We start from the raw sequence: 22,987 nt of genomic DNA on the forward strand, positions 1-22,987 counted from the left end.
CTTGGTCATGGCGCCTTCCCGCCGTTCGTGCCGCCTACTCTTCGAACCGACCCGTGGCGTCACGATCGCGCTCATATCGTCTCGTGAGCGGAAACGGCGGCAACCAGGTTTCGCGACGGACGATCCAGCTTTCGTACGTTGGCGTCAGTTGGTCCGGGGCATCCAGGGATCCCAGGTTCACTTCGATTTCGTCGGCGGTGCGACCAAAAATGGTCGAGCCGCAACGGGGACAGAAGAACCGCCCGGCGTAGTCACGGGTTTCGCCATCGATCGTCACCGCATCCTGAGGGAAAATCGCGGAAGCGTGAAAAAGCGCCCCATGATGCTTGCGGCAGTCGAGACAGTGACAAAGGCCCACCCGGTATGGGCGTCCAGTCGCCACAATTCGGACGTTGCCGCACAGGCAACCGCCGGTGAATCGGTCCATGCTGCATTCCTCCAAATCAAGCGAGTTGGATGTTTACGAACAACTCCACCATCCATGAACGCGACGCCAGCCTTTCAGCTAATGCGTCTGCGGTTGAAGTTCGATCCGATAGCCGAGCACGCACCTTCCGGCCGGCTCGATCAGCATCACTCCTGGCTTGTCGGCGAATTCGCCATCGAAATCCACCGGGCTGGCGAGGCCGTGCCAGGGTTCGATGCAGAGGAATGGCGCGCCGCCCGGCTTTGACCAGACGCCCAATTCCCGGAATCCGTTCCAATGCATCTCGATCGCCGGACCACGATCGGCACCGTAACGCACAGCGGTGCTGGAAGGCTGGTCCAGGATCAAGGCATCCTCGTCAAACAGCCGATCCGACAAAGCGAGAATGTTGCCCTCGATGGGCGTCGGCTGCCTTGCCGCCAGCAGTAACCCGTCCTTGAGACGGCGGATCGGCGCATGCTCGGGCTTTGCAAAGGTCAGGCGGTAGGCCTCCTTGGGCAGGTCCGGCAGCAGCGGCCAGTTGAATGCCGGGTGCGCCCCGATCGACGCCGGTAGCGGCTCGTCGCCGGTGTTGGTGATCTCGAACGTGACGCCAAGCTGCCGGCCGTCGAGAGTGTAGGTTACCGCCAGACGGAAGGCGAAGGGGTAGTGCGTTCGGGTCTCCGCGTCGTCGGTGAGCACCAGCATGCAGGACCGAGAACCCCTCTCCGCCCAGGCAAACGACTTATCGCGGGCGAAGCCGTGCTGCGTCATCGGATAGGTCTGGCCGCGATGGCGCAGTTGGTCGCCCTTCAGCCGGCCGACGATCGGAAACAACACCGGGGAATGACGGCGCCAGGCCGGTCCGGCCTGCCACACAAGCTCCAGCCCATCCGCATCCCGCAGCGAGACCAGTTCGGCCCCCTGCCCGACTATAACGGCCGAGATGTCGTCGCCATGAAGTGTCTGGCTGTCCTGTGCCATATGTTCTCGCGGTTTGTCTTTGCTTGGCCGGCAGGCTAGCAAATGGCCAGGCGTGAACTCAAGGCGGCGGTTTGCATTGCGTTTCACACAGTCACGATGAACGTGCGATGGCACAAGCGGGCAAGGCGCCGTCTCAAATGAAGAGTGGCCGGAGATTTCCCTCCGGCCACGGCAAGATGCAAGGTGTTGCCTGCTACAGTTCGGACTATTCCCGCTCGCCGGTGAAGTTCAGCAACAGCTGGAAGATGTTGACGAAGTTGAGGTAGAGCGAGAAGGCGCCGAAAACGGCCAGCTTCTGCCGCGACTCCGCGTCGAAGTTCTCCGCATACTGTTCCTTGATCGACTGCGTGTCCCAGGCAGTCAGGCCGATGAACACGGCGATGCCGATCACCGAGATGGCGAACTGCAAAGCGGTCGAGCCGAGAAAGATGTTGACGATGCTGGCAATCACCACGCCGATCAGGCCCATGATCAGAAAGGACGAGAACTGGGTCAGGTCACGCCGGGTCGTGTAGCCGTAGAGGCTGGTGGCGCCGAACATGGTGGCGGCGATGAAGAAGGTGCGTGCGATGCTGGTTCCGGTGAAAACCAGGAAGACCGAGGCCAGCGACAGACCCATGACCGCACAGAAGGCCCAGAACATCGCCTGCGCGTTTGCCGCCGACATCGTCTGCATCTTGAACGAGAACAGCAGGACGAAGGCGAGCGGCGCCAGCATCACCACCCATTTCAGCGGGCTGGAAAAGATTGGCACGTAGAGCGCGGGCGTCGACGACACCATGAACGCGATGAGGCCGGTGACCACGAGGCCGAGGCCCATATAGTTGTAGACGCGCAGCATGTGCTGGCGCAGGCCCTCGTCGTAGAGGGCGCCGCTTTGGGCGCCGGTGCCGACGCGGTATCCCAGGTTGGGCGTGTTCATTTGCATTCTCCTTTGTGAACGGATCAGTAAAGCGTTCTCGCAAGCGTCTCGGCGGCGCGGTCGAGGTCGCGGACCTGGCTTTGCGCGACCACCGCATAAGCGACCTCGCCGATCTGGAAATAGGCCGAGGAAATGTCGCCCGAGGGCGCGACGGTCGGCTTGACCACGTCGAAGGTTCCCGGCCGTATCGCGAACAGCGACACCAGGCCCATCTCCTTGGTCTCGACCGCCATCTCGACGCTGGGGCCGAAGCGCGATGGATAGACCTGCACGTCGCGGACCTTCCAGTCATTGGGCAAGGACGGCATGACGATGGCCGTCGCCGCGCGGATTTCGCCGGCATTGTAATTTGGCGCCTCGGCCTGCGAAGACATGCTTTCGCGCACAAGGGTCGTCCTGTGCGCGCGCACCGCCTCGTCGACATAGGCGGGCGGCTGCGGCGAGGCGACGACCCTGGTCACAGACATCGGCCCGACAATGCCGTTGGCCAGCCAGCCGGCGGCGACGAAAGCGGCCACCGCCGCGGCACGCTGCAACACGCCGAAGATGCGCCCCCGGGCAAGTCCCCTCTCCAGGCGCCGCGCGGCATCGGTCGTCGTCGGCCTCGCCATGCCGCCTGATCCGGCCAGCGCTACGCGCAGTTCGTCCCGCATCCTGAGATCCGACATCACACGCGCGGCCGCTTCCGGCCGGGCGGAGAGGAAGGCCTCGACTTCGATACGGCGCGAGACGTCGAGCTGATCGTCGACATAGGCGTCGAGATCAGCGTCCGTCACGGGGTCGATAGTTCCTGTCATGACGGGCCTCCAACAATCCTGAGGTGATTTTTCGCCTTCGTCGGAGCCCCCTCCTCCATCTCGCGAAGCGCGGCGCGCGCCCTGCCAATGCGCGACATCAGCGTTCCAAGTGGCACGCCGCTGGCATCGGCCGCCTGGCTGTAGGAAAGGCCCTCTATGGCGACGAGATGCAGGGCCGAGCGCTGTTCTTCGGGCAGGCTGAAAAAAGCATCGCGCACCTGGCCCAGGCGCACCGAATGCTCCTGCGGCGCCGGCGCGCTGCCGTCCGCAAGGTATCCAGCCTGTTCGAGGCGCGCTGCCTCCGAGCGTCGCGAGCGCATGCGGTCGACGAACGTGTTGTGGACGATGGACAGCAGCCAGGCGCGCAAATTTCCGCCCGAGCGGAAGGTGCCGCGCCGCTCATAGGCGCGCACAAGAGCGTCGTGCACGAGATCCTCGGCATCGGCACCGTCGCGCGTCAGCGAGCGCGCGTAACGCCTGAGCGAACCGAGTTGTCCGACGATATCGAAGCGTGGCATCGACCGTTTCATGCCCTGTTTACGGAACATGTGGGGGTTTTAATCCCGGCCCTGCAGATTTTTTCGCGAAACGCCGCAGATATGCAGCCGCGGAGGTAGCTCGCAGCGATGCCAGGCCATGCGATTCAGGCTGGCGCGAGTTAAAACCGCTGGTGCAAGGGGTTCGATTTGCGTATCACTCCGCCGCGCCAACGGAACCATGCAGATGTTTGAAAACCTTCAGCCGGCTGCCGCCGACAAGATCCTTGCCCTAATCGGCCTCTATCGTGCCGATCCTCGACCCGACAAGGTCGACCTCGGTGTCGGCGTCTACAAGGATCGCGACGGCAAGACGCCGGTCATGCGGGCCGTGCGCGAGGCGGAGAAGCGGCTGCTGCAGGGTCAGGACACCAAGACTTATCTCGGCCTCGCCGGCGACACCGGGTTCAATACCGTGATGGCCAGGCTCGCCTTCGGTGCGGACGCAGACATGACGCGGATCCGTGCCGCGCAGGCGCCGGGCGGCTCCGGCGCGTTGCGGCTGGTGGCCGAGCTTTTGAAGCGAACCCGCGCCGATGCGACGGTCTGGTTGTCCGATCCCACCTGGCCGAACCACATGCCAGTGATGCGCGCCGCCGGGCTGCAAATCCGTGAATATCCCTATTTCGACGCGACATCGGGCGCCGTTCGCTTCGACGACATGCTGGCAGCACTGCGCACGGCGAAGGGCGGCGACGTGGTGCTGCTGCATGGCTGCTGCCACAACCCGACCGGCGCCAATCTGGACATCGCGCAGTGGGCCGCTGTCACCGATCTCGTCGTCGAGCGCGGCCTGCTGCCGTTTGTCGACATTGCCTATCAGGGCTTTGGCGATGGCCTCGAGGCCGATGCCGGCGGACTGCGGCTGCTGGCCGAAAAAGTTCCGGAAATGGTCGTCGCGTCCAGCTGCTCGAAGAACTTCGCCGTCTACCGCGACCGTGTCGGCGCGGCGATGATCCTGGCCAGGGACAGCGCGCAGGCCGACGTGGCGCTGGGCCAGATGCTGTCGGCGGCTCGTGCCATGTATTCGATGCCGCCGGACCACGGCGCAGCGGCAGTGCGCATCGTGCTCGAGGACGCGGTCTTGCGCGCGGACTGGGAAGCCGAGCTCGAGGAGATGCGCCTGCGCATGCTCAGGCTTCGGGTGCAATTCGCCGAGGCGCTGCGCCGGCAGTCCAATTCCGACCGCTTCGATTTCGTCGCCAGCCATCGCGGCATGTTTTCCCGGCTTGGGCTCACGGAAGCGCAGGTCGAACGGCTGCGCGCGGAATATGGCGTCTACATGGTCGGCGACAGCCGCATCAATGTCGCCGGCCTGCCGGAAGACGGCATGGACAAGCTCGCCAAGGCGATCGTTTCCGTGCTCGACTGACCGGACTTGTTCGGCGCAACTGTGGACAAGCCCGCTTCGCTCGCCGACAGCATTGGCCGCGCGGCGGACCGCGCGATAGCATCCGCCGCATGAAGCCATCGAAAGACATTTCGCGCCTGATCGAAATCATGGCGGCGCTGCGTGCGCCAAAGACCGGCTGTCCCTGGGATATCGAACAGGATTTCTCGACCATCGCGCCTTACACGATCGAGGAGGCCTATGAGGTGGCCGACGCCATCGCGCGCGGCGATCTCGACGATCTGCGCGACGAACTCGGCGATCTCCTTTTGCAGGTCGTGTACCACGCGCGGATGGCTGAGGAAGCCGGCGAGTTCGCTTTCGGCGACGTGGTCCAGGCCATCACCACGAAGATGATCCGCCGCCATCCACACGTCTTCGGCGACGAACAGGCCCGCAGTGCCGGCATGGCCAAGGGCATGTGGGAGAAGATCAAGGCACAAGAGAAGGCCGAGAAGCGTAGCGCCCGTCTCGCGCGCGGACTCGACCCGGAAGACAACGGCAAGGGGTTTCTGGACAGCGTGCCGGTCGCCCTGCCCGCACTGACGCGGGCATTGAAGCTTCAGGAGAAGGCCGCCCGCGTCGGTTTCGACTGGAGCGAGGCAGCCCCCATCCTCGACAAGATCGAGGAAGAGATCCGCGAATTGCGCGAGGCGCTGGCCAAAGGCCAAACCGCGGAGATCAAGGATGAATTCGGCGATATGCTGTTTGCCGTCGTGAATCTCGGCCGTCACCTGAAGCTCGATTCGGAAGCAGCGCTAAGCGGCACCAACGAGAAATTCCGTTCGCGCTTCCACTATGTCGAGCAGGCCCTGGAGAAATCCGGCAGTTCGCTGGAAAAGGCTGATCTGGACGAAATGGAAGCGCTCTGGCAGGAAGCGAAGAGCGCGAAATAACTGGCGTTAACCGTTATTCTTGCGACGCAATCTGCTTTCGATCTCTTCGCGGGCACTTTGCGTGGCCTTGAGGGAGATGGTGGCGCTGCCGTCGTCATTGTCGGTTCGCGAAACGACATCGCCATTGCGGTAAAGCCAGTCGACAAGGCCGAACTGCGCCGGCCCGATCGTCACCGTCAGATCTTCAAGCTCGCCGGACATGCGTGTCTCGATGATCGCGTTCAGCGCGTCGATGCCTTCGCCCGTGACAGCCGATATGGCGACGGGAGGCGCCTTGGCATCCGTACTCTCGGCAAGCAGCCGTGCGCGATTGCCTTCATCGAGCAGGTCGACCTTGTTCCAGACCTCGATGACCCGCTTGGTATCGCCGGCGTCGACGCCGAGATCGGCCAGGATGCGCTCGACGTCCTCGGCCTGGGCGGATGTGTCAGGATCGGAGATGTCGCGCAAATGGATGATGAGATCCGCCTCGACCACCTCTTCAAGCGTGGCGCGGAAAGCCGCGATGAGATGCGTCGGCAGGTCCGAGATGAAGCCGACCGTGTCCGAGAGGATGATCGGCGTGCCGTGCGGCAGCCGCACGCGGCGCAGCGTCGGATCGAGCGTGGCGAACAGCATGTCCTGCGCCAGCACCCCTGCCCCGGTCAGCTTGTTGAATAGCGTCGATTTTCCGGCATTGGTGTAGCCGACGATGGCCACCACCGGAAACGGCACCTTCTTGCGCTTGGCACGATGCAGGTCGCGGGTGCGGCGCACCGTCTCCAGCTCGTGCTTCAGCTTGACGATCTTGTCCTGCAGGACGCGCCGGTCCGATTCGATCTGGGTTTCGCCGGGGCCGCCGAGGAAGCCGGCACCGCCGCGCTGGCGCTCGAGGTGGGTCCAGCTGCGCACCAGCCGGCCCTTCTGGTAGCTGAGATGGGCAAGCTCGACCTGCAGCGTGCCTTCCTTGGTGCGGGCGCGCTCGCCGAAGATCTCGAGGATCAGCCCGGTGCGGTCCAGCACCTTGGCGTTGAATTCCTTCTCGAGGTTGCGTTGCTGCACCGGCGTCAGCGGATGATCGACGATGACCACCTCCGCGTGCCCTTCCTTGACGATCTCCGCCAACTCCTCGACCTTGCCGCTGCCGAGCAAGGTCGCCGGACGTGGATCGTTGATGGTAACCACGGCCGTGTGGATCAGATCAAGATCGATGGCGCGGGCAAGGCCGACCGCCTCATCATGACGGGCCTCGGCTGAGCGCGTCAGCCGCGGACGGTTGGTGTCGTCCTCGCCGCGCGGCTGGCGGGTAAGCACCGGCACGATGACAACTGCCCGGGTCGGACCCTCGGCCTCCGTCCCCGGCTGATGTGCTGATTTTCCGCGAACGCTGCGGTCCGGGTCCTTCTCACGTGCCAATCAGGCGCCCTGGCTTTCCTCGCCATCGAACATCTGAACCGGCTGGCTCGGCATGATCGTGGAAATGGCGTGCTTGTAGACGAGCTGGGAGTGGCCGTCGCGGCGCAGCAGGACGCAGAAATTGTCGAATGAAGTGACGACGCCGGTCAGCTTCACGCCGTTGATGAGAAAGATGGTGAGCGGGTTCTTGCTCTTGCGAACAGAGTTCAGGAACAGGTCCTGAAGGTTTTGCGATCGTTCCGCCATTGTTCTTGTCTTTCGCCGATCCCCTTCGGTTTGCAGGCCAATGCGCCAAATTAACCAGCACATGTCAAGCGCGCAAACACCGTCTTGTCGTCAGTAACGACAAGCAGAACGAGATATATTGATGTTCATTCCACCTGTGCGGTTATCAGGCTGGACTTTTTTCCGCAATGTCAAAAAAGGCTTGCCGCAACGAAAGTGTTATCGAGCCGGGGTGGCCGTTGGCGATCGGGTCGCCGTCTATGGCCACGACCGGCATGGCGATCGTGGTCGCGGAACTGATGAAAGCCTCCCTCGCCGCCTTGGCCTCGGCGACGGAAAAACCGCGTTCCTCGATCTTGAGTCCGAGCTTGGCCGCCACTTCAAACATGGTGGTGCGGGTTATGCCGCGCAGAATACCGTGCTCGGCGGGCCTGGTGACCAGAACGCCGTCCCTGGTGACGATCCAGGCATTCGACGACCCGCCTTCCTTGACGTTGCCGTCCGTATCCACGAACCAGGCTTCCTGCGCGCCAGCTTCCTTGGCCTTCTGCTTGGCTAACACATTGGCTAGCAGGCCGGTGCTCTTGATGTCGACGCGATCCCAGCGATTCTCGGGCACGGTGATGACGGCGATACCGGTCTCGGCCCGCTTGGCTCCAGCAGCGGGATCCAGCTTCCTGGCGGTGATCACCAGCGACGGCCTGGTATCAGCCGAGGGGAAGGCGAAGTCGCGGCTGGCGACGCCGCGTGTGACCTGGACGTAAACCAGGCCGTTGACGACATGGTTGCGATTGACCACTTCGCGCATGATGAGCGGCAGGACGCCTGGGGTGACCGGCCAGCCGATCGACAGCTCGCTCAGCGAACGGTTCAGCCGGGCGAGGTGACGCGGCATGTCCACGATGAAGCCGCGCGCCACTTCGCAGACCTCGTAAACGCCGTCGGCGAACTGGTAGCCACGGTCTTCGATATGCACAGCGGCATCGGCATGAGCGGTGTAGCGCCCGTTCACATAGGCAATACGCGGCATTTGTCACCTCGGGGGATCTGCTTCGGCTTGTTTAGGCGATTCCGCCTCAACAGTGATGGATAATCGCGTGGGCCACTGAAGCAACTCCAGAAAGCGTGTAACGATTTTCCGGCCGGAACTGCTTGAGCAAGGTATCGAACCGGGCCGGCAATGCATCAAACGTCGAACCGCTCAAGATATCAGGTCAGACGCCGAGCGACTTCAGCTTGCGGTGCAGCGCGGAACGCTCCATGCCGATGAACTCGGCCGTTTTCGAGATGTTGCCGCCGAACCGGTTGATCTGGGCGATCAGATAGTCCTTCTCGAATTGTTCGCGCGCCTCGCGCAGCGGCAGCGCCATGATGTGCTGGTCCGACTGGTTCGGCGTGCGGGGCATGACATCGCCGATTTCGGACGGCAACAGGTCGGCGGTGATCGGCGCATCGACATTGTCGCCGCGCGCCAGAATCATCAGCCGTTCGACATTGTTGCGCAATTGGCGAACATTGCCTGGCCAATTGTGCGCCTGCAGCACCGCCATGGCGTCATCGCCGATGCGGCGCGGCTTGATTCCGGCCTGACGGGCGATCTGCTTCATGAAATTGTCAACGAGATAAGGAATGTCCTCGCGCCGCTCGGCAAGTCCCGGCACCGTCACCGGTACCACCGCAAGGCGATGGTAAAGATCCTCGCGGAAACGGCCATCGGCGATCATCGCCTCCAGGTTCTGCGACGTCGAGGAGATGATGCGGACATCGACCTTGACCCGTTTGGTGCCGCCGACGCGCTCGAACTGCTGTTCGACCAGCACACGCAGGATCTTGTTCTGCGTCTCGCGCGGCATGTCGGCCACCTCATCGATGTAGAGGATGCCGCGATGGGCTTCCTCCAGGGCGCCGACCTTGCGCTCGACGCCGTTCGATTCGGTGCCGAACAGTTCGATCTCCATGCGTTCGGGCGTGATGTTGGCGGCGCTCAGCGTCACGAAAGGCGCGCTCTTGCGCGCCGACAGCGTGTGGATGGCGCGCGCGGCCAGCTCCTTGCCAGATCCCGAGGGGCCAATGATCATGACGCGGCTGTTGGTCGGCGCGACGCGCTCGATGGTCTGGCGCAACTGGCTCATCGCCGACGACATGCCGATCAGGTCGAAGGTCTCGCCGCTGCGCAGCTTGAGATCGGAAACCTCGCGCCTCAGCTTGGAGGTTTCCAGCGCACGCTCGGCAATCAGAATCAGCCTGTCCGCCTTGAAGGGCTTCTCGATGAAGTCATAAGCGCCGCGTCTGATGGCGGAGACCGCGGTTTCGATGTTGCCATGGCCCGAAATCATCACCACCGGCAGGTTGGGGTGCATGGTCTTGATCTCGTCCAGCAAAGCCAGGCCGTCCAGGCGCGAACCCTGCAACCAGATGTCGAGGAAAATCAGCCGCGGGGCTCGGTCGGCGATGGCCGCCAGCGCGGTGTCGGCATCGGATGCCGTGCGGGTTTCGTGACCTTCGTCGCTCAGTATGCCTGCGACGAGCTCACGGATGTCTTCCTCGTCATCGACGATCAGAATATCAGACGCCATTACCGACCTTTTCAGTTTCTCTTTCGTGTTCCGTCCTGCTTTCGCCGCGCGCTGGCGCCACGGCCGCAGGTGGCAGGATGATGCTGATCATCGCGCCGCGCCCGCCGTGGAAATCCGCAGGCGCATCGTGGAGCTCCAGCCTACCGCCATGGTCCTCCACGATCTTCTTGACGATGGCGAGACCAAGGCCCGTGCCCTTCTCACGCGTGGTCATGTAGGGCTCCAGCAGCCGCTGACGATTCTCCCGCGGCAGGCCTTTGCCATTGTCGATGACATCGATGCGAATCGCGCCATTCTGACGTCCGGCTTGAATCCGGATTATGCCGTGCGAACCGTCCTTCTGTTCCAGCCCGTCGATCGCTTCGGCAGCGTTCTTGATCACGTTGCCGAAAGCCTGCGCCAACAGGCGGCTGTCGAAAGTACCCTTGAGCGGTTCGTTGCCGAATATGCGCTCGAACGTGATGTCGGAACGGCTCACCTCGACCAGGAAGGAGGCCTCGCGCAGGGATTCGCGCAGGTCTATGGACTTCATCTCGGGCTTCGGCATGCGCGCGAAAGCGGAGAATTCGTCGACCATGCGACCGATATCCTCGACCTGCCGGATGATCGTGTCAGTGCACTGGTCGAACACCTCGCGGTCCTCGGTGATGACCTTGCCGTAGCGGCGCTTGATGCGCTCGGCTGAAAGCTGGATCGGCGTCAGCGGGTTCTTGATCTCATGGGCTATGCGGCGCGCCACGTCGGCCCAGGCAGAGGAGCGCTGCGCCTGGACCAGATCGGTGATGTCATCGACCGTCACGACGTAGGATTTCTCCTCCGTGCCGTTATCGCCGGCCTCGATGGTGATCTGCACGTTGAAAGTCCGCTCCGTGCCGGCGCGGAAAAACGTCACCTGCTCGCGATAGACGGGCTTGCCCGATTGGCGGCCGATCTCGAAGACGCGGCCGACATGCGGGAGAATGGCGGAAAGGTTCTGCCCGAGCGCCGCACTGGCCGAAATGGCCAGCATGGACTCGGCCGAGCGGTTCACGATGGTGACGATGCCATAAGGATCGACGCCGATGACGCCGGCGGTGACACCGGCCAGCACCGCTTCCGAAAAGCGCCGTCGCTCGTCGATCAGATCCTTGGCCGACAGGATCTCGTTGCGCTGCGATTTCAATTCCTGCAGCATCTTGTTGAAAGTGTTGCCGAGCGAGGCAACGTCGCCGTCGGACGGGCGCACCGGCACGGCGACGTCGAGATTGCCGGTCGCGACCTCGTCGGCAGCGCCGATGAGCTGACGAATCGGCCGCACCAGCCGGTCGGCCACGGCAATGCCGGTCCAGATTGCCGACAGGATGATAATCAAAGTCAACGACAGATAAGGCAACGCGAAAGCCACCTGCGAAGTGCGCCTGTTGTCTTCGAGATTGCGATATTCGTCGGTGTTCGATCTGACGATCTGGCGCGCCTTTATCACCTCGGGATCGACCAGCCGGATCGTGTAGAGGTAGAGCCCCTCGATCTCACGCAGCTTGACGATGGCGCCCATGATGTTGCGCGTGCGCGGCTCGATCAGAACCGGCTTGCCGTCGGTGGCGCTGGCGACCGCTCCCTCCGGCGGTTCCGGCATGGCGAAGTCGGCATCGGTCTTGGCGCTCATCACGAAGGAGCCGTCGGGCTTGATCAGCGCGGCATGCGCCAGCGAGCGGCCCACCGCCTCCTTGCTCATCAGATCGAGGAAGCCAATTCGGTCGAGGCCGTAAAGCGTGCGCGACGCGTCGAGGTCATAGGCCATCGACAGCGTCGTGCCCTGCAGGTTGCGCGCGTTTTCCTGCACATAGGCATCGGCGATGGAAAGCGACGAATTGACGATCGTCTTGGTGCGAATCTCAAACCAGCGGTCGAGACCGATATCGAGCGTGATGGACGCAATGATCGCCACCATGATGGCGGGGATGGCGGCGACGAGCGCGAACATGGCCACGATGCGCACATGCAGCCGCGAGGCTGCCTTACCATGCCGGCGCGCCATGACGATGCGATGCACCTCCCGGCCGATCAGTGCGCTCAGCAACAGGACGAAGACGGCGTTGAGCGCGATCAGCGCCCAGGTTGTCCTGGCGTCGGGCGCAATGGGCGTCGCGCCGACCAGAATAGCGAACGAAATGGCCGCCATCACCAGCGCACCGACGACCGCCACCACGCCGGGCAGCGCCAGCAGCCGGCGCCCGTCACGCGTGCCGGGGTCGTTGAAAAGCGGTTCGTTCGGTGTCGGAGCCTGCGAAGCCATGTCGCCGTCTAGAGCCAGTGATTGCGTCGGATCTATGCAACGCATTGTGGCGATTATGCAACAAGTGTGGCCTGGACGGAAATCTTTCGCTGACAGTCCCCCGGAAAAGCGCTTCGGCTCTATCCCGGCTCAGGCCTGGCGTGACGATTTGTAGACGTTGACGCCCAGTTCGCGAATCTTCTTGCGCAGCGTGTTGCGGTTGAGCCCCAGCAGTTCCGCGGCTTTGATCTGGTTGCCGCGCGTCGCGGTCATCGAGGCCAGCACCAGCGGATACTCGACCTCCGAGAGAATGCGCTGGTAGAGGCCGGCAGGCGGCAATTCGCCGGCAAACGAGGTGAAATAGCGCTGCAGGAAATGCTCGACCGCCTGGCCGATGGACAGGTCGTCGGGAATGAGGTTGCCGCCGCCCGGCACCACGGGACGCTCGCCGGTCTTGAGTTCCGCCTCGATGATCTCGGCGGAAATCTCGTCCTGCGAATAGAGCGCGGCGAGCCTGCGGACCAGGTTTTCCAGTTCGCGCACATTGCCCGGCCAGGGATAGCGCTTCATCAATTCGATGCCGCCCGACGAGATACGCTTGGTCTGGAGACCCTCCATCTCGCCGAGCTTGAAGAAGTGCCGGACGAGGTCCGGCACGTCCTCGGAGCGCTCGCGCAGTGCCGGCAGCCTGAGGGGCACGACATTGAGGCGATAGAAAAGATCCTCGCGGAAGAGCCCCTGGTTGATCAGCGTGCGCAAATCCTTGTTGGTGGCGGCGACGATGCGCACGTCGGTCTTGATCGGCGTGCGGCCGCCGACCGTCGTGTATTCGCCTTGCTGGAGGACGCGCAGCAGGCGCGTCTGCGCTTCCATCGGCATGTCGCCGATCTCGTCAAGGAACAGCGTACCACCTTCGGCCTGTTCGAAGCGGCCGGTTGAGCGGTTCTGCGCACCGGTGAAGGCGCCCTTCTCATGGCCGAACAGTTCCGATTCGATCAGGTCGCGCGGGATAGCCGCCATGTTGATGGCAACGAAAGGGCCGCCACGGCGGCGTCCATATTCGTGCAGCGCACGCGCCACCAGCTCCTTGCCGGTGCCCGATTCGCCCGAAATCATCACCGTCAGGTCGGTCTGCATCATGCGCGCCAGCATGCGATAGATGTCCTGCATGGCGGCCGAGCGGCCGACCAGCGGCATGGTCTCGGGCTGCTCTTCCGGCCGCGCGTCGATCTTGGGGCGCCGAGGCTCCGACAGCGCCCGGTTGACGATGTTGAGGAGCTCGGTGAGGTCGAACGGCTTCGGCAGATATTCGTAGGCGCCGGTCTCGGAGGCACGGATCGCCGTCATGAACGTATTCTGGGCGCTCATGACGATGACGGGCAGCTCCGGCCGTGCTTTCTTGATGCGCGGCAGCATGTCGAATGCGTTCTCGTCCGGCATCACCACGTCGGTGATGACGAGATCTCCCTCGCCCGCCGCCACCCAGCGCCACAGCGTCGAGGCATTGGAGGTCACGCGCACCTCGTGGCCGACACGCGAAAGGGCCTGGTTGAGGACCGTACGGATCGCCGCATCGTCGTCGGCGACGAGAATATTGCCGCGAACGGTCATTTGCGGTCTCCTTCAGCGTCTTCATCGGCACCGAGCGCCGTTTCCTTCCAGGCCGGCATCAGGATGCGGAACATTGTCGCGCGCGGCGTCGATTCGCATTCGATGATGCCGCCATGCTCACCGACGATCTTGGCCACCAGCGCGAGGCCCAGTCCCGAGCCGTTCGGCTTGGTGGTGATGAAGGGATCGAACAGGATCGGCAGGATATCCTCCGAGACGCCGGAACCGTTGTCGCGCACGCAGAACTCGAGCGGCAGCGACACGCGATCCTGAGTGCCTGGAACCGAAACGCGAATGCCCGGCCGGAAGGCCGTCGACAGGACGATTTCACCTTGGGGATCGCCGCCGATCGCCTCGGCGGCGTTCTTGACCAGGTTGAGGAACACCTGGATGAGCTGGTCGCGGTTGGCGAAAACCGGAGGCAATGAAGGATCATAATCCTCCAATATCTTGATTTTTTTTGCGAAACCGTTCTTCGCGATCGCCTTCACATGGTCGAGTACGACATGGATGTTAACGGGGTAGCGGTCAATCGGCCGCTCGTCGGAAAACACCTCCATGCGATCGACCAGCGACACGATGCGGTCGGTCTCGTCGGTGATCAGCCGCGTCAGCGCGCGATCCTCGTCGGAAGCGGACAGTTCAAGCAGCTGGGCAGCGCCCCTGATGCCCGAGAGCGGGTTCTTGATCTCGTGAGCCAGCATTGCCGCCAGGCCGGTCACCGAGCGCGCCGCGCCGCGATGTGTCATCTGCCGGTCGATCTTGTCGGCCATCGACCGTTCCTGGAACATCACCACGACGGAACCTGGAAACTCCGGCACCGGGGCGACATAGAGATCGACCACCTTCTCGATGCCGAGACGCGGAGACGACACGTCGACCCGGTACTCGTTGACGGGGGCCCGGCGCTCGCGCACCTGGTCGACCAGTGTCAGCAATGGGCTGCCGAAGGGGATGAGCTTTGACAGCGTGTTGCGGGCGAGCATCGTCGCGCTCGAGCGGAAGAAGTCCTCCGCATCGGCGTTGGCGAAGGTGATGAACCCCTCCGGGCTGATCATGATGACCGGACGGCGGATGGTGTTGAGCACGATCTGGGCGGCATCCGCCATTTTCGGGCCCTGGCCGACGGAGGCGTTCATGCGGCGCTCCGCATGGGTGTTTGCTCGGCGGCGGAAAACACCTCGCGAAGCAAGGTAATCGTCCGCGCGGGGTCGAAAGACGTGAGAATGGCCTTGCGCTTTTCGTCGGCAACGGCGCCGGCATGGCGGTCCAGATACCAGCCGAGGTGCTTGCGCGCCTGGCGCAGGCCGCTCTCGACGCCGTAGAGCGCAAGCATGTCCTCGTAATGGGCAATGATGTAGTCGGTCAGTTCCGCAGCGCTTTCCGGTAGCCGGGCAAGCTCGCCTGCCGCCGCGGCCGCGATGGTTCCGGCGGTCCAGGGCGCGCCGTAGTGGGCGCGGCCCACCATCACCGCATCGGCGCCGGATTGCTCCAGAACAGCGGCTGCTTGCGCAGGCGAAGACACATCGCCATTGGCGACGACCGGGATCGACACGGCAGCCTTGACGCAGGCTATTGCGCGCCAATCAGCCTTGCCCTGATAGAACTGGCAGCGCGTGCGGCCGTGCACTGTCACCATCTTGACGCCCGCCTGCTCGGCACGGCGCGCCAGGTCAGGCGCGTTGAGCGCCGTTTCGTCCCAGCCGAGCCGCATCTTCAGCGTCACCGGCACACCGACCGCGCCGACCACGGCGTCGACCAGCGACAGCGCATGATCGAGATCTTGCATCAGTGCCGAGCCGGCATAGCCGCCGGTCACCTTCTTGGCGGGGCAACCCATATTGATGTCGATGACGTCGGCGCCCTCGCCGACGGCGATGCGTGCGCCTTCGGCCATGTGTGCCGCCTCGCGGCCGGCAAGCTGCACCATATGGACGGGCAGGCCCGAATGACGTATGCGCAGGTCGCAGCCGGCCCTGCCTTTGGCGAGCTCGCCGCTTGCCACCATTTCGGACACGACCATGCCGGCGCCGTGCGCATGGGCGCGTCGCCGGAACGGCTCGTCGGTAATTCCCGACATCGGCGCGAGGAACACGCGATTGCGGATACTCACGCCGCCGACATCGAGAGGTGCGGCCAATTTGGTCAGGTCAAGCATGCACAAAAACCAAGCATGTTCATTTGCTGCACATTCTCTAGCCATATCGGCCGCAATGTGCAACGCGGAATGACGCCACATTACGGCGCAATTGGGAAATGCCGAGCTCGGCTGCAGTCCCGAGCAAAGCGCCGCGCCTTGCACGAACACGCAATGGACGTTTTAGGGCTTCCTGTTCGGCCTACAATCTCTCCGAAAACCGATTACACTTTTGGGGATCGTGCGCTAAGCCAATCGGCATGACTGACGGAAACGAAAACCGGGCTTTGGAGGCGAACGGCAAGGTCGCGGTGGTTATTGTTGCGGCCGGCCGCGGCGCGCGTGCCGGACAGGCCGATGGCCCGAAGCAATATCAGCAGATCGGCGGTCGCGCCGTCATCGCCCACGTCATCGATATTTTCCTGGCGCATCCGCGTATCGGCCCGCTCGTCGTGGCAATACACGCCGAGGATCACGAACTTTTTCGACATGCCGTCGGCGCACACTCCAATCGCGTCACGGCAATTGCGGGTGGCCCCACCAGGCAAGACTCGGTTCGACTCGGACTGCAGGCGTTGAGAAGCCACGCACCGGACAAGGTTCTCATCCACGACGCGGCGCGCCCCTTCGTCGACGCGGACCTGATCGACCGCACGATCGCAGCCATCGGCGAGCGCGAGGGCGCGCTCCCGGCGCTGCCCGTCGCCGATACGCTGAAACGCGAATCCGCCGCCGGGATGGTCGCCGAAACGGTTTCCCGGAGCGGGCTTCACGCGGCGCAAACGCCGCAGGGTTTCCCATTCCTGGCGATTATGGCCATGCATGAGGAAGCCTATAACAGCGGCAAAACCGACTTTACCGACGACGCCGCGATCGCCGAGTGGATGCAGATGCCGGTCAAACTCGTTCCCGGCTCACCGGACAACGTCAAACTCACCTGGGCACGGGACATCGCCATGGCGGACCAACGACTTTCCAGCGAGCGCATGCGCTTTCCCGATATTAGAACCGGCAATGGCTACGACGTCCACGCGTTCGAGCCCGGCGACCACGTCACGCTATGCGGCATCGCCATTCCGCATGACAAGAAACTGTCCGGCCATTCCGATGCCGATGTCGGGCTCCATGCCCTTACCGATGCGCTGCTGGCGACCTGCGGCGCCGGCGACATCGGCACGCATTTCCCACCCTCCGACCCGCAGTGGAAGGGTACTGCCTCCCGGATATTCGTAGAACATGCGGCAAAGCTGGTGCGCGCGCGCGGCGGCCGCATCGCCAATGCCGACATCACGCTGATCTGCGAGGCACCACGCGTCGGCCCACATCGCGAGGCGATGACGGCTGCCCTGTCGCAGATGCTGGCCATCTCTGCCGACCGCATCTCCATCAAGGCGACAACCAACGAGAAGCTCGGTTTCGTCGGCCGCGAGGAAGGCATTGCGGCGATCGCCACGGCGAGCGTGGTATTTCCCGGCGAGGTGCCGGAATGAGCAACAGCGAACTGGCAAATGCATTGCTGCAAGCCTGCCAGAAGCGCGGCATCATGCTTGCGACGGCGGAAAGCTGCACCGGCGGCATGATCATCGCCGCGCTGACCGATATCGCCGGCTCTTCCGCCGTGGTCGATCGCGGCTTCATCACCTATTCCAATGAAGCCAAGATGGACATGCTCGGGGTTTCCGCCGCCACGCTGGAGGCTCATGGCGCGGTTTCACGCGAGACAGCGATCGAAATGGCAACCGGCGCGCTGGCGCGCTCCCGTGCCGGGCTCAGCCTCGCCGTTACCGGCGTTGCCGGACCGGGCGGCGGCTCGCCGGAAAAACCGGTCGGCCTGGTCTGGTTCGGGATTGGCCTAAGCGGCCGGCCGGTGACGGCCGAGCGCGTGCTGTTCGCCGATGAAGGCCGTGATTTCATTCGCCAGGAGACCGTCAGCCATGCACTCAAGCTGGGATTGCACGCGCTTGGGCATGCTCACGCCGGTTTTGCACCGTAGATGACATCAGCACGCTTCTCGAATGCCTCGGAAAACATACGGAAGGCACGGTCGAACATCGTGCCCATCAGGGCGCCGAGGATGCGGCTTTTGAACTCGTAATCGATGAAGAAGCAGACGGCACAGCCGCCGTCGGCAGGGTCGAATCGCCAGACATTGGTCAGATATTTGAACGGACCGTCGATGTATTTGACGTCGATCGCACGCTCGTCGGGCTTCAGCAGCACCTGCGTGGTGAAGGTCTCGCGAATCGCCTTGTAGCCGATGCTCATATCGGCGACGAGGATAGTGCGCCCGTCACGCTCCTTGCGCGAGCGCACCGTCAGTGCCTCGCAAAGCGGCAGGAATTGCGGATAAGCTTCGATGTCGGCGACCAAGGCGAACATCTGTTCCGGTGTGTGGGAAACGCGGCGGGTGGCTTCGAATTTCGGCATGAACCCGGCTCTAAAGCGCGTCGCGTCGACACAGACTCATGCGACGCGCTTTAGAGTCTTTGTTTTCGTGCATGTCGTTCTCCCAAAACCCGAGGCCACTTTTGGGCGACATGCATCAGAGCGATTTCTGGAGCTGCGCTTCGCGCGCGGCGCGCAGCCTGGCGAAGTCGTCGCCGGCATGGTGCGAGGAGCGGGTCAGCGGGCTCGACGCCACCAGCAGGAAGCCCTTGGTCTTCCCGATCGTCTCGAAGGACTTGAACTCCTCCGGGGTGACGAAGCGGATCACCGGGTGGTGCTTTTTCGATGGCTGCAGATACTGGCCTATGGTCATGAAGTCGACATTGGCTGAACGCAGATCGTCCATCAGCTGCAGGATTTCGTTTCGCTCCTCGCCCAGCCCAACCATGATGCCGGACTTGGTAAAGATCGAAGGGTCGAGCTCCTTGACCCGCTGCAAAAGCCTGATCGAATGGAAATAGCGGGCGCCTGGCCGGACCGTCAAGTAGTTCGACGGCACCGTTTCGAGATTGTGGTTGAAGACATCGGGCTTTGCCGCAACCACGACCTCCAGTGCGCCGTCCTTGCGCAGGAAGTCGGGCGTCAGGATCTCGATCGTGGTTGAAGGCGTCGCCGCCCGGATCGCACGGATAACCTCCGCGAAATGCTGCGCGCCGCCATCGGCGAGATCGTCGCGGTCGACAGAGGTGATGACGACGTGGCTGAGGCCCATCTGCTTGACCGCGTGGGCGACCCGTGCCGGCTCCTCCGGGTCGAGCGCGGTCGGGATGCCGGTGGCGACGTTGCAGAAGGCGCAGGCACGTGTGCAGATCTCGCCCATGATCATGAAGGTGGCGTGCTTCTTGTCCCAGCACTCGCCGATGTTCGGGCAGCCGGCCTCCTCGCAGACCGTCACCAGCTTGTGCGATTTCACGATCTCGCGGGTTTCGGCATAGCCTTTCGACACAGGCGCCTTGACGCGGATCCAGTCAGGCTTGCGCAGCACGTCCTGGTCGGGCTTGTGCGCCTTCTCCGGATGCCGCAGCCGCGGCGCATTGGCGATCGTGTCGAGGACGGTGACCATCGGAACCCTGGTTTTCTTTGCGATCGCCGCCGGCGATCGTCACTTACACGTCATCTAGGACTTTTCAGCACAAAGAAAAAGGCTGCGGCGGTACATGCCGCCACAACCGTTTTCGCATGGCGGAAACGATACCGACTAACGGCGCACCAGACGTCCGGCCCAGATCAGCAGGCAGGCGCCGATGAAACCGGTGATCAGGTAGGCGGTCCAGCCGACGCCAAACACGCCGATGTTCAAGGCACGCAAGATCGCGTTCAGCACCACTGCGCCGGCAATGCCCAAGATGATGTTCATCAAGACGCCGGTATTGCTCTTCATGACCATTTCGGCAAACCAGCCCGCCAGGCCGCCGATGATGATGGCTGCGATCCAGCCCACGCCATTCACGTCCATATGCCTTCTCCTTGCTTGAGAAAAAACGCATCCGGAACCGAACTAACTTGCCGTCGAGCTCCTGCGGCTTTCGCATCTGAGTCTCGTGCGGCCAATCTATCATGCGTTCAGCGCACGGCCATAGGCGTCGAGTACGCTTTCCTTCATCATCTCCGACAGCGTCGGGTGCGGGAAGATCGTGTGCATCAGTTCTTCCTCGGTCGTCTCGAGGTTCATCGCAACGACAAAACCCTGGATCAGTTCGGTCACTTCGGCGCCCACCATATGGGCGCCAAGCAGTTGGCCGGTGTTCTTGTCGAAGATGGTCTTGATGAAGCCCTGGTCCTCGCCGAGCGCGATGGCCTTGCCATTGGCGGCGAACTGGAAGCGGCCGACCCTGACGTCCTTGCCCTCGGCCTTGGCTTTCGCTTCCGTCAGGCCGACCGAAGCGACCTGCGGATTGCAATAGGTGCAGCCAGGGATCTTCAGCTTATCGGTGGCGTGCACGCCGGGGAAATTGGCGATCTTCTCGACGCAGACGACGCCTTCATGCTCGGCCTTGTGGGCGAGCATCGGCGGGCCGGCGACATCGCCGATGGCGTAGATGCCGGACACATTGGTCTTACCGTAGCCGTCGACGACCACGCAGCCGCGCTCCGTCTTCACGCCAAGCGTTTCCAGGCCGAGGCCCTCGATATTGCCTTGCACGCCGACGGCCGAGATCATGCGATCGGCCGTGATCTTCTCCACCTTGCCGTCCTTCATCTCGACATGCGCGGTGATTGAATTGGCGCTTTTCTCGACCTTGGTTACCTTGGCTTCGAGAATGATTTTCATGCCCTGCTTCTCGAACTGCTTCTGGGCGAATTTCGACACCTCGGCGTCCTCGACCGGCATCACGGCCGGCAGCAGCTCGACGACGGTCACGTCGGCGCCCATGGTGCGGTAGAACGAGGCGAATTCGATGCCGATGGCGCCCGAACCCATCACCAGCAGCGACTTCGGCATTTCCTTGGGCACCATGGCCTCGAAATAGGTCCAGATCAGCTTGCCGTCCGGCTCGATGCCCGGCAGCGCCCGCGGCCGGGCGCCGGTCGCCAGTATGATGTGCTTGGCGGTGTAGGTGCCCTCGCCCTTGACGCCTTTCGGCACCGGCGGCTGCGGCTCCATCGGCTTCTTGGCCGTCTTGGAGACGACGATCTCGCCCGGTTTTGTCAGCTTGGCCTCGCCCCAGATGACGTCGACCTTGTTCTTCTTCATCAGGAAGGCGACGCCGCCATTGAGCCGCAGCGAAACCTTGCGCGAGCGGTCGACGACGGCCGACGTGTCGACGCTGACCTTGCCGTCGAGCTTCAGTCCATAGTCCTTCAGATGATCCGAATAGTGCATGATCTCAGCCGAACGCAGCAACGCCTTGGTCGGAATGCAGCCCCAGTTCAGGCAGATGCCGCCGAGATGCTCGCGCTCGACGATCGCCGTCTTGAAACCGAGCTGCGCGGAACGCACTGCCGTGACATAGCCGCCGGGACCGGAGCCGATGATGATGACGTCGTAGTTCTCAGCCACGGTTTTCTCCTTCAATCACAATTCCAGCATGAGGCGCACGAGCGGCGTCAACGCCTCGCCGATGTTTCGCGTATTTTCGGCATCGAGATGGACGCCGTCGAGCGGCGTGGTCTTGGCCACAGTGCCGGCATCGAAGAAGCCGCAGCCAGCCTCATCGGCAAGCGCGGAATATTGCGGCGCAAGCTCTTTGGAGGCATCGTCACCGCCGGCAAACATCGCCTTGAACTCGGCATCTTCGGTGCGACTGACGAGAGGCGGCGAGACAATGAGGATCTGCGGCGGCGGCCAGTCGAACGGATAGTCGTGGCCGCGCACGATGTCGATCAGGCGCTGGATGCCTTGTTTGGCCGCAACGGGATTGCCGTGGATCCAGGGCTTCATGTCGTTGGCGCCGAGCATGATGACGATGACGTCGATCGGCGCATGCGTGGCCAGCACCGTCGGCAGCGTTCTTGCGCCATTGCGGTCGGCGCCTGCCAGGTGATCGTCGAACGCCGTTGTGCGGCCATTCAGCCCCTCGGCAATGACATGCACGCCGTCACCTAGTCCGGTCTGCAGCACGCTTGGCCAGCGATCCTCGAGCGCATGACGGCCACCCTCGGCATTGTAGCCCCAGGTCAGTGAGTCGCCGTAGCAAAGAACCGTCTTCATCTTGCTCAACCCGCCCTTGCGAGGGAGTATTCTTCCTCGGCGTTGGTGACGACGGCGAATTCCTGCGCCTCCAAGCCGCCGGCGAAGAGGCCGGTGAAGAATTTCCGCACCGCCTTGTTCTTCCTACACCAGCATGCCCATCGGGTTCTCGATCAGCTTCTTGAAGGCGACCAGCAGTTCGGCGCCAAGCGCTCCGTCGACGGCGCGATGGTCGGTCGACAGCGTCACCGACATCACGGTGGCGATTCTGATCTCGCCGTTCTTGGCCACCGCCCGCTCCTCGCCGGCGCCCACCGCCAGGATCGTCGCATGCGGCGGGTTGATGACGGCGGCGAAATCCTTGATGCCGAACATGCCAAGGTTCGACACCGCCGTGGTGCCGCCTTGATATTCCTCCGGCTTCAGCTTGCGGCTGCGCGCGCGGCTGGCCAGGTCCTTCATCTCGTTGGAGATCACCGACAGCGTCTTTTCGTCCGCATGCCGAATGATCGGCGTGATCAGGCCGCCGGGGATCGACACGGCGACGCCGACATCGGCATGCCTGTGCTTGACCATGGCGCTTTCGGTCCACGAGGCATTGGCATCCGGCACCGCCTTCAAGGCCATGGCCATCGCCTTGATCACCATGTCGTTGACCGAGAGCTTGTAGGCGGGCGCCTCGCCCTTGTCGGTCTTCTTGACCGGTGCGGCCGCATTGAGCTGCGTGCGCAGCGAAAGCAGCGCATCGAGCTCGCAGTCGAGCGTCAGGTAGAAATGCGGGA

Annotated in this window: 23 protein-coding genes; 4 read left to right on the top strand and 19 right to left on the bottom strand. The window is 63.1% G+C overall.

The window, feature by feature from the left end; all coding sequences use genetic code 11:
* Positions 1-34: 34 nt before the first annotated feature.
* The 5 genes from LB541_RS13935 to LB541_RS13955 all read right to left on the bottom strand — a co-directional run bounded on the left by LB541_RS13935 (position 35) and on the right by LB541_RS13955 (position 3,639).
* On the bottom strand, positions 35-427 hold the full coding sequence (locus LB541_RS13935) for a GFA family protein (RefSeq protein WP_140498579.1): 393 nt from the start codon (positions 425-427) through the stop codon (positions 35-37).
* A 78-nt stretch (positions 428-505) separates the two neighbouring features.
* Positions 506-1,390, bottom strand: a complete 885-nt coding sequence (locus tag LB541_RS13940; RefSeq protein WP_140664471.1) for an aldose 1-epimerase family protein — start codon at positions 1,388-1,390, stop codon at positions 506-508.
* Between the two features lie 205 nt (positions 1,391-1,595).
* Positions 1,596-2,312, bottom strand: coding sequence for a Bax inhibitor-1/YccA family protein (locus LB541_RS13945; RefSeq protein WP_140686436.1), 717 nt, complete (start codon positions 2,310-2,312; stop codon positions 1,596-1,598).
* Between the two features lie 23 nt (positions 2,313-2,335).
* Positions 2,336-3,109, bottom strand: coding sequence for an anti-sigma factor family protein (locus tag LB541_RS13950; protein WP_140632734.1), 774 nt, complete (start codon positions 3,107-3,109; stop codon positions 2,336-2,338).
* Complete coding sequence (locus LB541_RS13955) at positions 3,106-3,639, bottom strand: sigma-70 family RNA polymerase sigma factor (protein ID WP_411969785.1); 534 nt, start codon at positions 3,637-3,639, stop codon at positions 3,106-3,108. Before LB541_RS13955 ends, LB541_RS13950 begins: the two co-directional genes overlap by 4 nt.
* A gap of 193 nt (positions 3,640-3,832) precedes the next feature.
* Between LB541_RS13955 and LB541_RS13960 the strand changes: the two genes are divergently transcribed.
* Positions 3,833-5,017, top strand: a complete 1,185-nt coding sequence (locus LB541_RS13960) for an aromatic amino acid transaminase (RefSeq protein WP_140498574.1) — start codon at positions 3,833-3,835, stop codon at positions 5,015-5,017.
* A gap of 89 nt (positions 5,018-5,106) precedes the next feature.
* Complete coding sequence (gene mazG, locus LB541_RS13965) at positions 5,107-5,931, top strand: nucleoside triphosphate pyrophosphohydrolase (RefSeq protein WP_140564569.1); 825 nt, start codon at positions 5,107-5,109, stop codon at positions 5,929-5,931.
* A gap of 6 nt (positions 5,932-5,937) precedes the next feature.
* Here mazG and hflX read toward each other — a convergent pair whose 3' ends face one another.
* The 8 genes from hflX to dusB form a co-directional block, all read right to left on the bottom strand.
* Positions 5,938-7,326 carry a GTPase HflX gene (hflX, locus tag LB541_RS13970; protein WP_224618659.1) on the bottom strand — a complete coding sequence of 463 codons (1,389 nt, stop codon included), beginning with the start codon at positions 7,324-7,326 and terminating at the stop codon, positions 5,938-5,940.
* Positions 7,327-7,572 (bottom strand): RNA chaperone Hfq, encoded by a 246-nt coding sequence (gene hfq / locus LB541_RS13975; RefSeq protein WP_006202172.1) that lies wholly within the window; start codon positions 7,570-7,572, stop codon positions 7,327-7,329.
* A gap of 145 nt (positions 7,573-7,717) precedes the next feature.
* Positions 7,718-8,581 (bottom strand): D-amino-acid transaminase, encoded by an 864-nt coding sequence (locus LB541_RS13980; RefSeq protein ID WP_140498570.1) that lies wholly within the window; start codon positions 8,579-8,581, stop codon positions 7,718-7,720.
* Between the two features lie 184 nt (positions 8,582-8,765).
* The gene (locus tag LB541_RS13985) at positions 8,766-10,127 is read right to left on the bottom strand and encodes a sigma-54-dependent transcriptional regulator (RefSeq protein ID WP_140498569.1); all 1,362 of its coding nucleotides are present in this window, start codon (positions 10,125-10,127) and stop codon (positions 8,766-8,768) included.
* On the bottom strand, positions 10,117-12,402 hold the full coding sequence (locus LB541_RS13990) for a sensor histidine kinase NtrY-like (protein WP_181171560.1): 2,286 nt from the start codon (positions 12,400-12,402) through the stop codon (positions 10,117-10,119). Before LB541_RS13990 ends, LB541_RS13985 begins: the two co-directional genes overlap by 11 nt.
* Before the next feature lie 129 nt (positions 12,403-12,531).
* Positions 12,532-13,992 (bottom strand): nitrogen regulation protein NR(I), encoded by a 1,461-nt coding sequence (gene ntrC, locus LB541_RS13995; protein ID WP_140515418.1) that lies wholly within the window; start codon positions 13,990-13,992, stop codon positions 12,532-12,534.
* Positions 13,989-15,131 carry a two-component system sensor histidine kinase NtrB gene (locus tag LB541_RS14000; protein ID WP_224618660.1) on the bottom strand — a complete coding sequence of 381 codons (1,143 nt, stop codon included), beginning with the start codon at positions 15,129-15,131 and terminating at the stop codon, positions 13,989-13,991. The genes ntrC and LB541_RS14000 overlap by 4 nt, the downstream gene beginning before the upstream one ends.
* A complete protein-coding gene (gene dusB / locus LB541_RS14005; RefSeq protein ID WP_224618661.1) occupies positions 15,128-16,150 on the bottom strand; it encodes a tRNA dihydrouridine synthase DusB in 1,023 nt (340 codons plus the stop codon). Before dusB ends, LB541_RS14000 begins: the two co-directional genes overlap by 4 nt.
* A gap of 239 nt (positions 16,151-16,389) precedes the next feature.
* Here dusB and LB541_RS14010 point away from each other — a divergent pair, with 239 nt between their 5' ends.
* Together LB541_RS14010 and LB541_RS14015 are read left to right on the top strand one after the other, a co-directional pair.
* On the top strand, positions 16,390-17,619 hold the full coding sequence (locus LB541_RS14010; RefSeq protein ID WP_140561169.1) for a bifunctional 2-C-methyl-D-erythritol 4-phosphate cytidylyltransferase/2-C-methyl-D-erythritol 2,4-cyclodiphosphate synthase: 1,230 nt from the start codon (positions 16,390-16,392) through the stop codon (positions 17,617-17,619).
* Positions 17,616-18,122, top strand: coding sequence for a CinA family protein (locus tag LB541_RS14015; protein ID WP_140561167.1), 507 nt, complete (start codon positions 17,616-17,618; stop codon positions 18,120-18,122). Before LB541_RS14010 ends, LB541_RS14015 begins: the two co-directional genes overlap by 4 nt.
* On the opposite strand, the gene LB541_RS14020 is transcribed toward LB541_RS14015, so the two are convergent.
* From LB541_RS14020 to LB541_RS14045, 6 genes are all read right to left on the bottom strand, one after another.
* Positions 18,101-18,556, bottom strand: a complete 456-nt coding sequence (locus LB541_RS14020; RefSeq protein ID WP_140498563.1) for a type II toxin-antitoxin system RatA family toxin — start codon at positions 18,554-18,556, stop codon at positions 18,101-18,103. The genes LB541_RS14015 and LB541_RS14020 overlap by 22 nt on opposite strands.
* A 115-nt stretch (positions 18,557-18,671) precedes the next feature.
* Positions 18,672-19,637 (bottom strand): lipoyl synthase, encoded by a 966-nt coding sequence (lipA, locus tag LB541_RS14025; RefSeq protein ID WP_140686440.1) that lies wholly within the window; start codon positions 19,635-19,637, stop codon positions 18,672-18,674.
* 135 nt (positions 19,638-19,772) lie between these two features.
* Positions 19,773-20,030 carry a GlsB/YeaQ/YmgE family stress response membrane protein gene (locus tag LB541_RS14030; protein WP_140498561.1) on the bottom strand — a complete coding sequence of 86 codons (258 nt, stop codon included), beginning with the start codon at positions 20,028-20,030 and terminating at the stop codon, positions 19,773-19,775.
* A 99-nt stretch (positions 20,031-20,129) separates the two neighbouring features.
* Positions 20,130-21,575, bottom strand: a complete 1,446-nt coding sequence (lpdA, locus tag LB541_RS14035; protein WP_140584651.1) for a dihydrolipoyl dehydrogenase — start codon at positions 21,573-21,575, stop codon at positions 20,130-20,132.
* A gap of 15 nt (positions 21,576-21,590) precedes the next feature.
* Complete coding sequence (locus tag LB541_RS14040) at positions 21,591-22,226, bottom strand: SGNH/GDSL hydrolase family protein (RefSeq protein WP_140648960.1); 636 nt, start codon at positions 22,224-22,226, stop codon at positions 21,591-21,593.
* A gap of 123 nt (positions 22,227-22,349) precedes the next feature.
* The coding region (locus tag LB541_RS14045; RefSeq protein WP_224618662.1) for a 2-oxo acid dehydrogenase subunit E2 at positions 22,350-22,987 on the bottom strand (638 nt) is incomplete at its 5' end.

Origin of the sequence: Mesorhizobium sp. BR1-1-15 (assembly GCF_020165475.1) — a bacterium.
In the GTDB taxonomy this organism is placed as follows: domain Bacteria; phylum Pseudomonadota; class Alphaproteobacteria; order Rhizobiales; family Rhizobiaceae; genus Mesorhizobium.

Excerpts from the sequence above, each read along its gene's own strand:
- mazG (WP_140564569.1), top strand. The coding sequence starts at position 5,107 with ATGAAGCCATCGAAAGACATTTCGCGCCTGATCGAAATCATGGCGGCG.
- LB541_RS13955 (WP_411969785.1), bottom strand. The coding sequence starts at position 3,639 with ATGAAACGGTCGATGCCACGCTTCGATATCGTCGGACAACTCGGTTCG.
- LB541_RS13950 (WP_140632734.1), bottom strand. The coding sequence starts at position 3,109 with ATGACAGGAACTATCGACCCCGTGACGGACGCTGATCTCGACGCCTAT.
- LB541_RS13935 (WP_140498579.1), bottom strand. The coding sequence starts at position 427 with ATGGACCGATTCACCGGCGGTTGCCTGTGCGGCAACGTCCGAATTGTG.
- lipA (WP_140686440.1), bottom strand. The coding sequence starts at position 19,637 with ATGGTCACCGTCCTCGACACGATCGCCAATGCGCCGCGGCTGCGGCAT.
- dusB (WP_224618661.1), bottom strand. The coding sequence starts at position 16,150 with ATGCTTGACCTGACCAAATTGGCCGCACCTCTCGATGTCGGCGGCGTG.
- LB541_RS13985 (WP_140498569.1), bottom strand. The coding sequence starts at position 10,127 with ATGGCGTCTGATATTCTGATCGTCGATGACGAGGAAGACATCCGTGAG.
- LB541_RS13980 (WP_140498570.1), bottom strand. The coding sequence starts at position 8,581 with ATGCCGCGTATTGCCTATGTGAACGGGCGCTACACCGCTCATGCCGAT.
- LB541_RS13990 (WP_181171560.1), bottom strand. The coding sequence starts at position 12,402 with ATGGCTTCGCAGGCTCCGACACCGAACGAACCGCTTTTCAACGACCCC.
- LB541_RS13960 (WP_140498574.1), top strand. The coding sequence starts at position 3,833 with ATGTTTGAAAACCTTCAGCCGGCTGCCGCCGACAAGATCCTTGCCCTA.
- LB541_RS14000 (WP_224618660.1), bottom strand. The coding sequence starts at position 15,131 with ATGAACGCCTCCGTCGGCCAGGGCCCGAAAATGGCGGATGCCGCCCAG.
- LB541_RS14040 (WP_140648960.1), bottom strand. The coding sequence starts at position 22,226 with ATGAAGACGGTTCTTTGCTACGGCGACTCACTGACCTGGGGCTACAAT.
- LB541_RS13945 (WP_140686436.1), bottom strand. The coding sequence starts at position 2,312 with ATGAACACGCCCAACCTGGGATACCGCGTCGGCACCGGCGCCCAAAGC.
- LB541_RS14010 (WP_140561169.1), top strand. The coding sequence starts at position 16,390 with ATGACTGACGGAAACGAAAACCGGGCTTTGGAGGCGAACGGCAAGGTC.
- hfq (WP_006202172.1), bottom strand. The coding sequence starts at position 7,572 with ATGGCGGAACGATCGCAAAACCTTCAGGACCTGTTCCTGAACTCTGTT.
- LB541_RS14020 (WP_140498563.1), bottom strand. The coding sequence starts at position 18,556 with ATGCCGAAATTCGAAGCCACCCGCCGCGTTTCCCACACACCGGAACAG.
- LB541_RS14030 (WP_140498561.1), bottom strand. The coding sequence starts at position 20,030 with ATGGACGTGAATGGCGTGGGCTGGATCGCAGCCATCATCATCGGCGGC.
- ntrC (WP_140515418.1), bottom strand. The coding sequence starts at position 13,992 with ATGACCGTTCGCGGCAATATTCTCGTCGCCGACGACGATGCGGCGATC.
- LB541_RS13940 (WP_140664471.1), bottom strand. The coding sequence starts at position 1,390 with ATGGCACAGGACAGCCAGACACTTCATGGCGACGACATCTCGGCCGTT.
- LB541_RS14015 (WP_140561167.1), top strand. The coding sequence starts at position 17,616 with ATGAGCAACAGCGAACTGGCAAATGCATTGCTGCAAGCCTGCCAGAAG.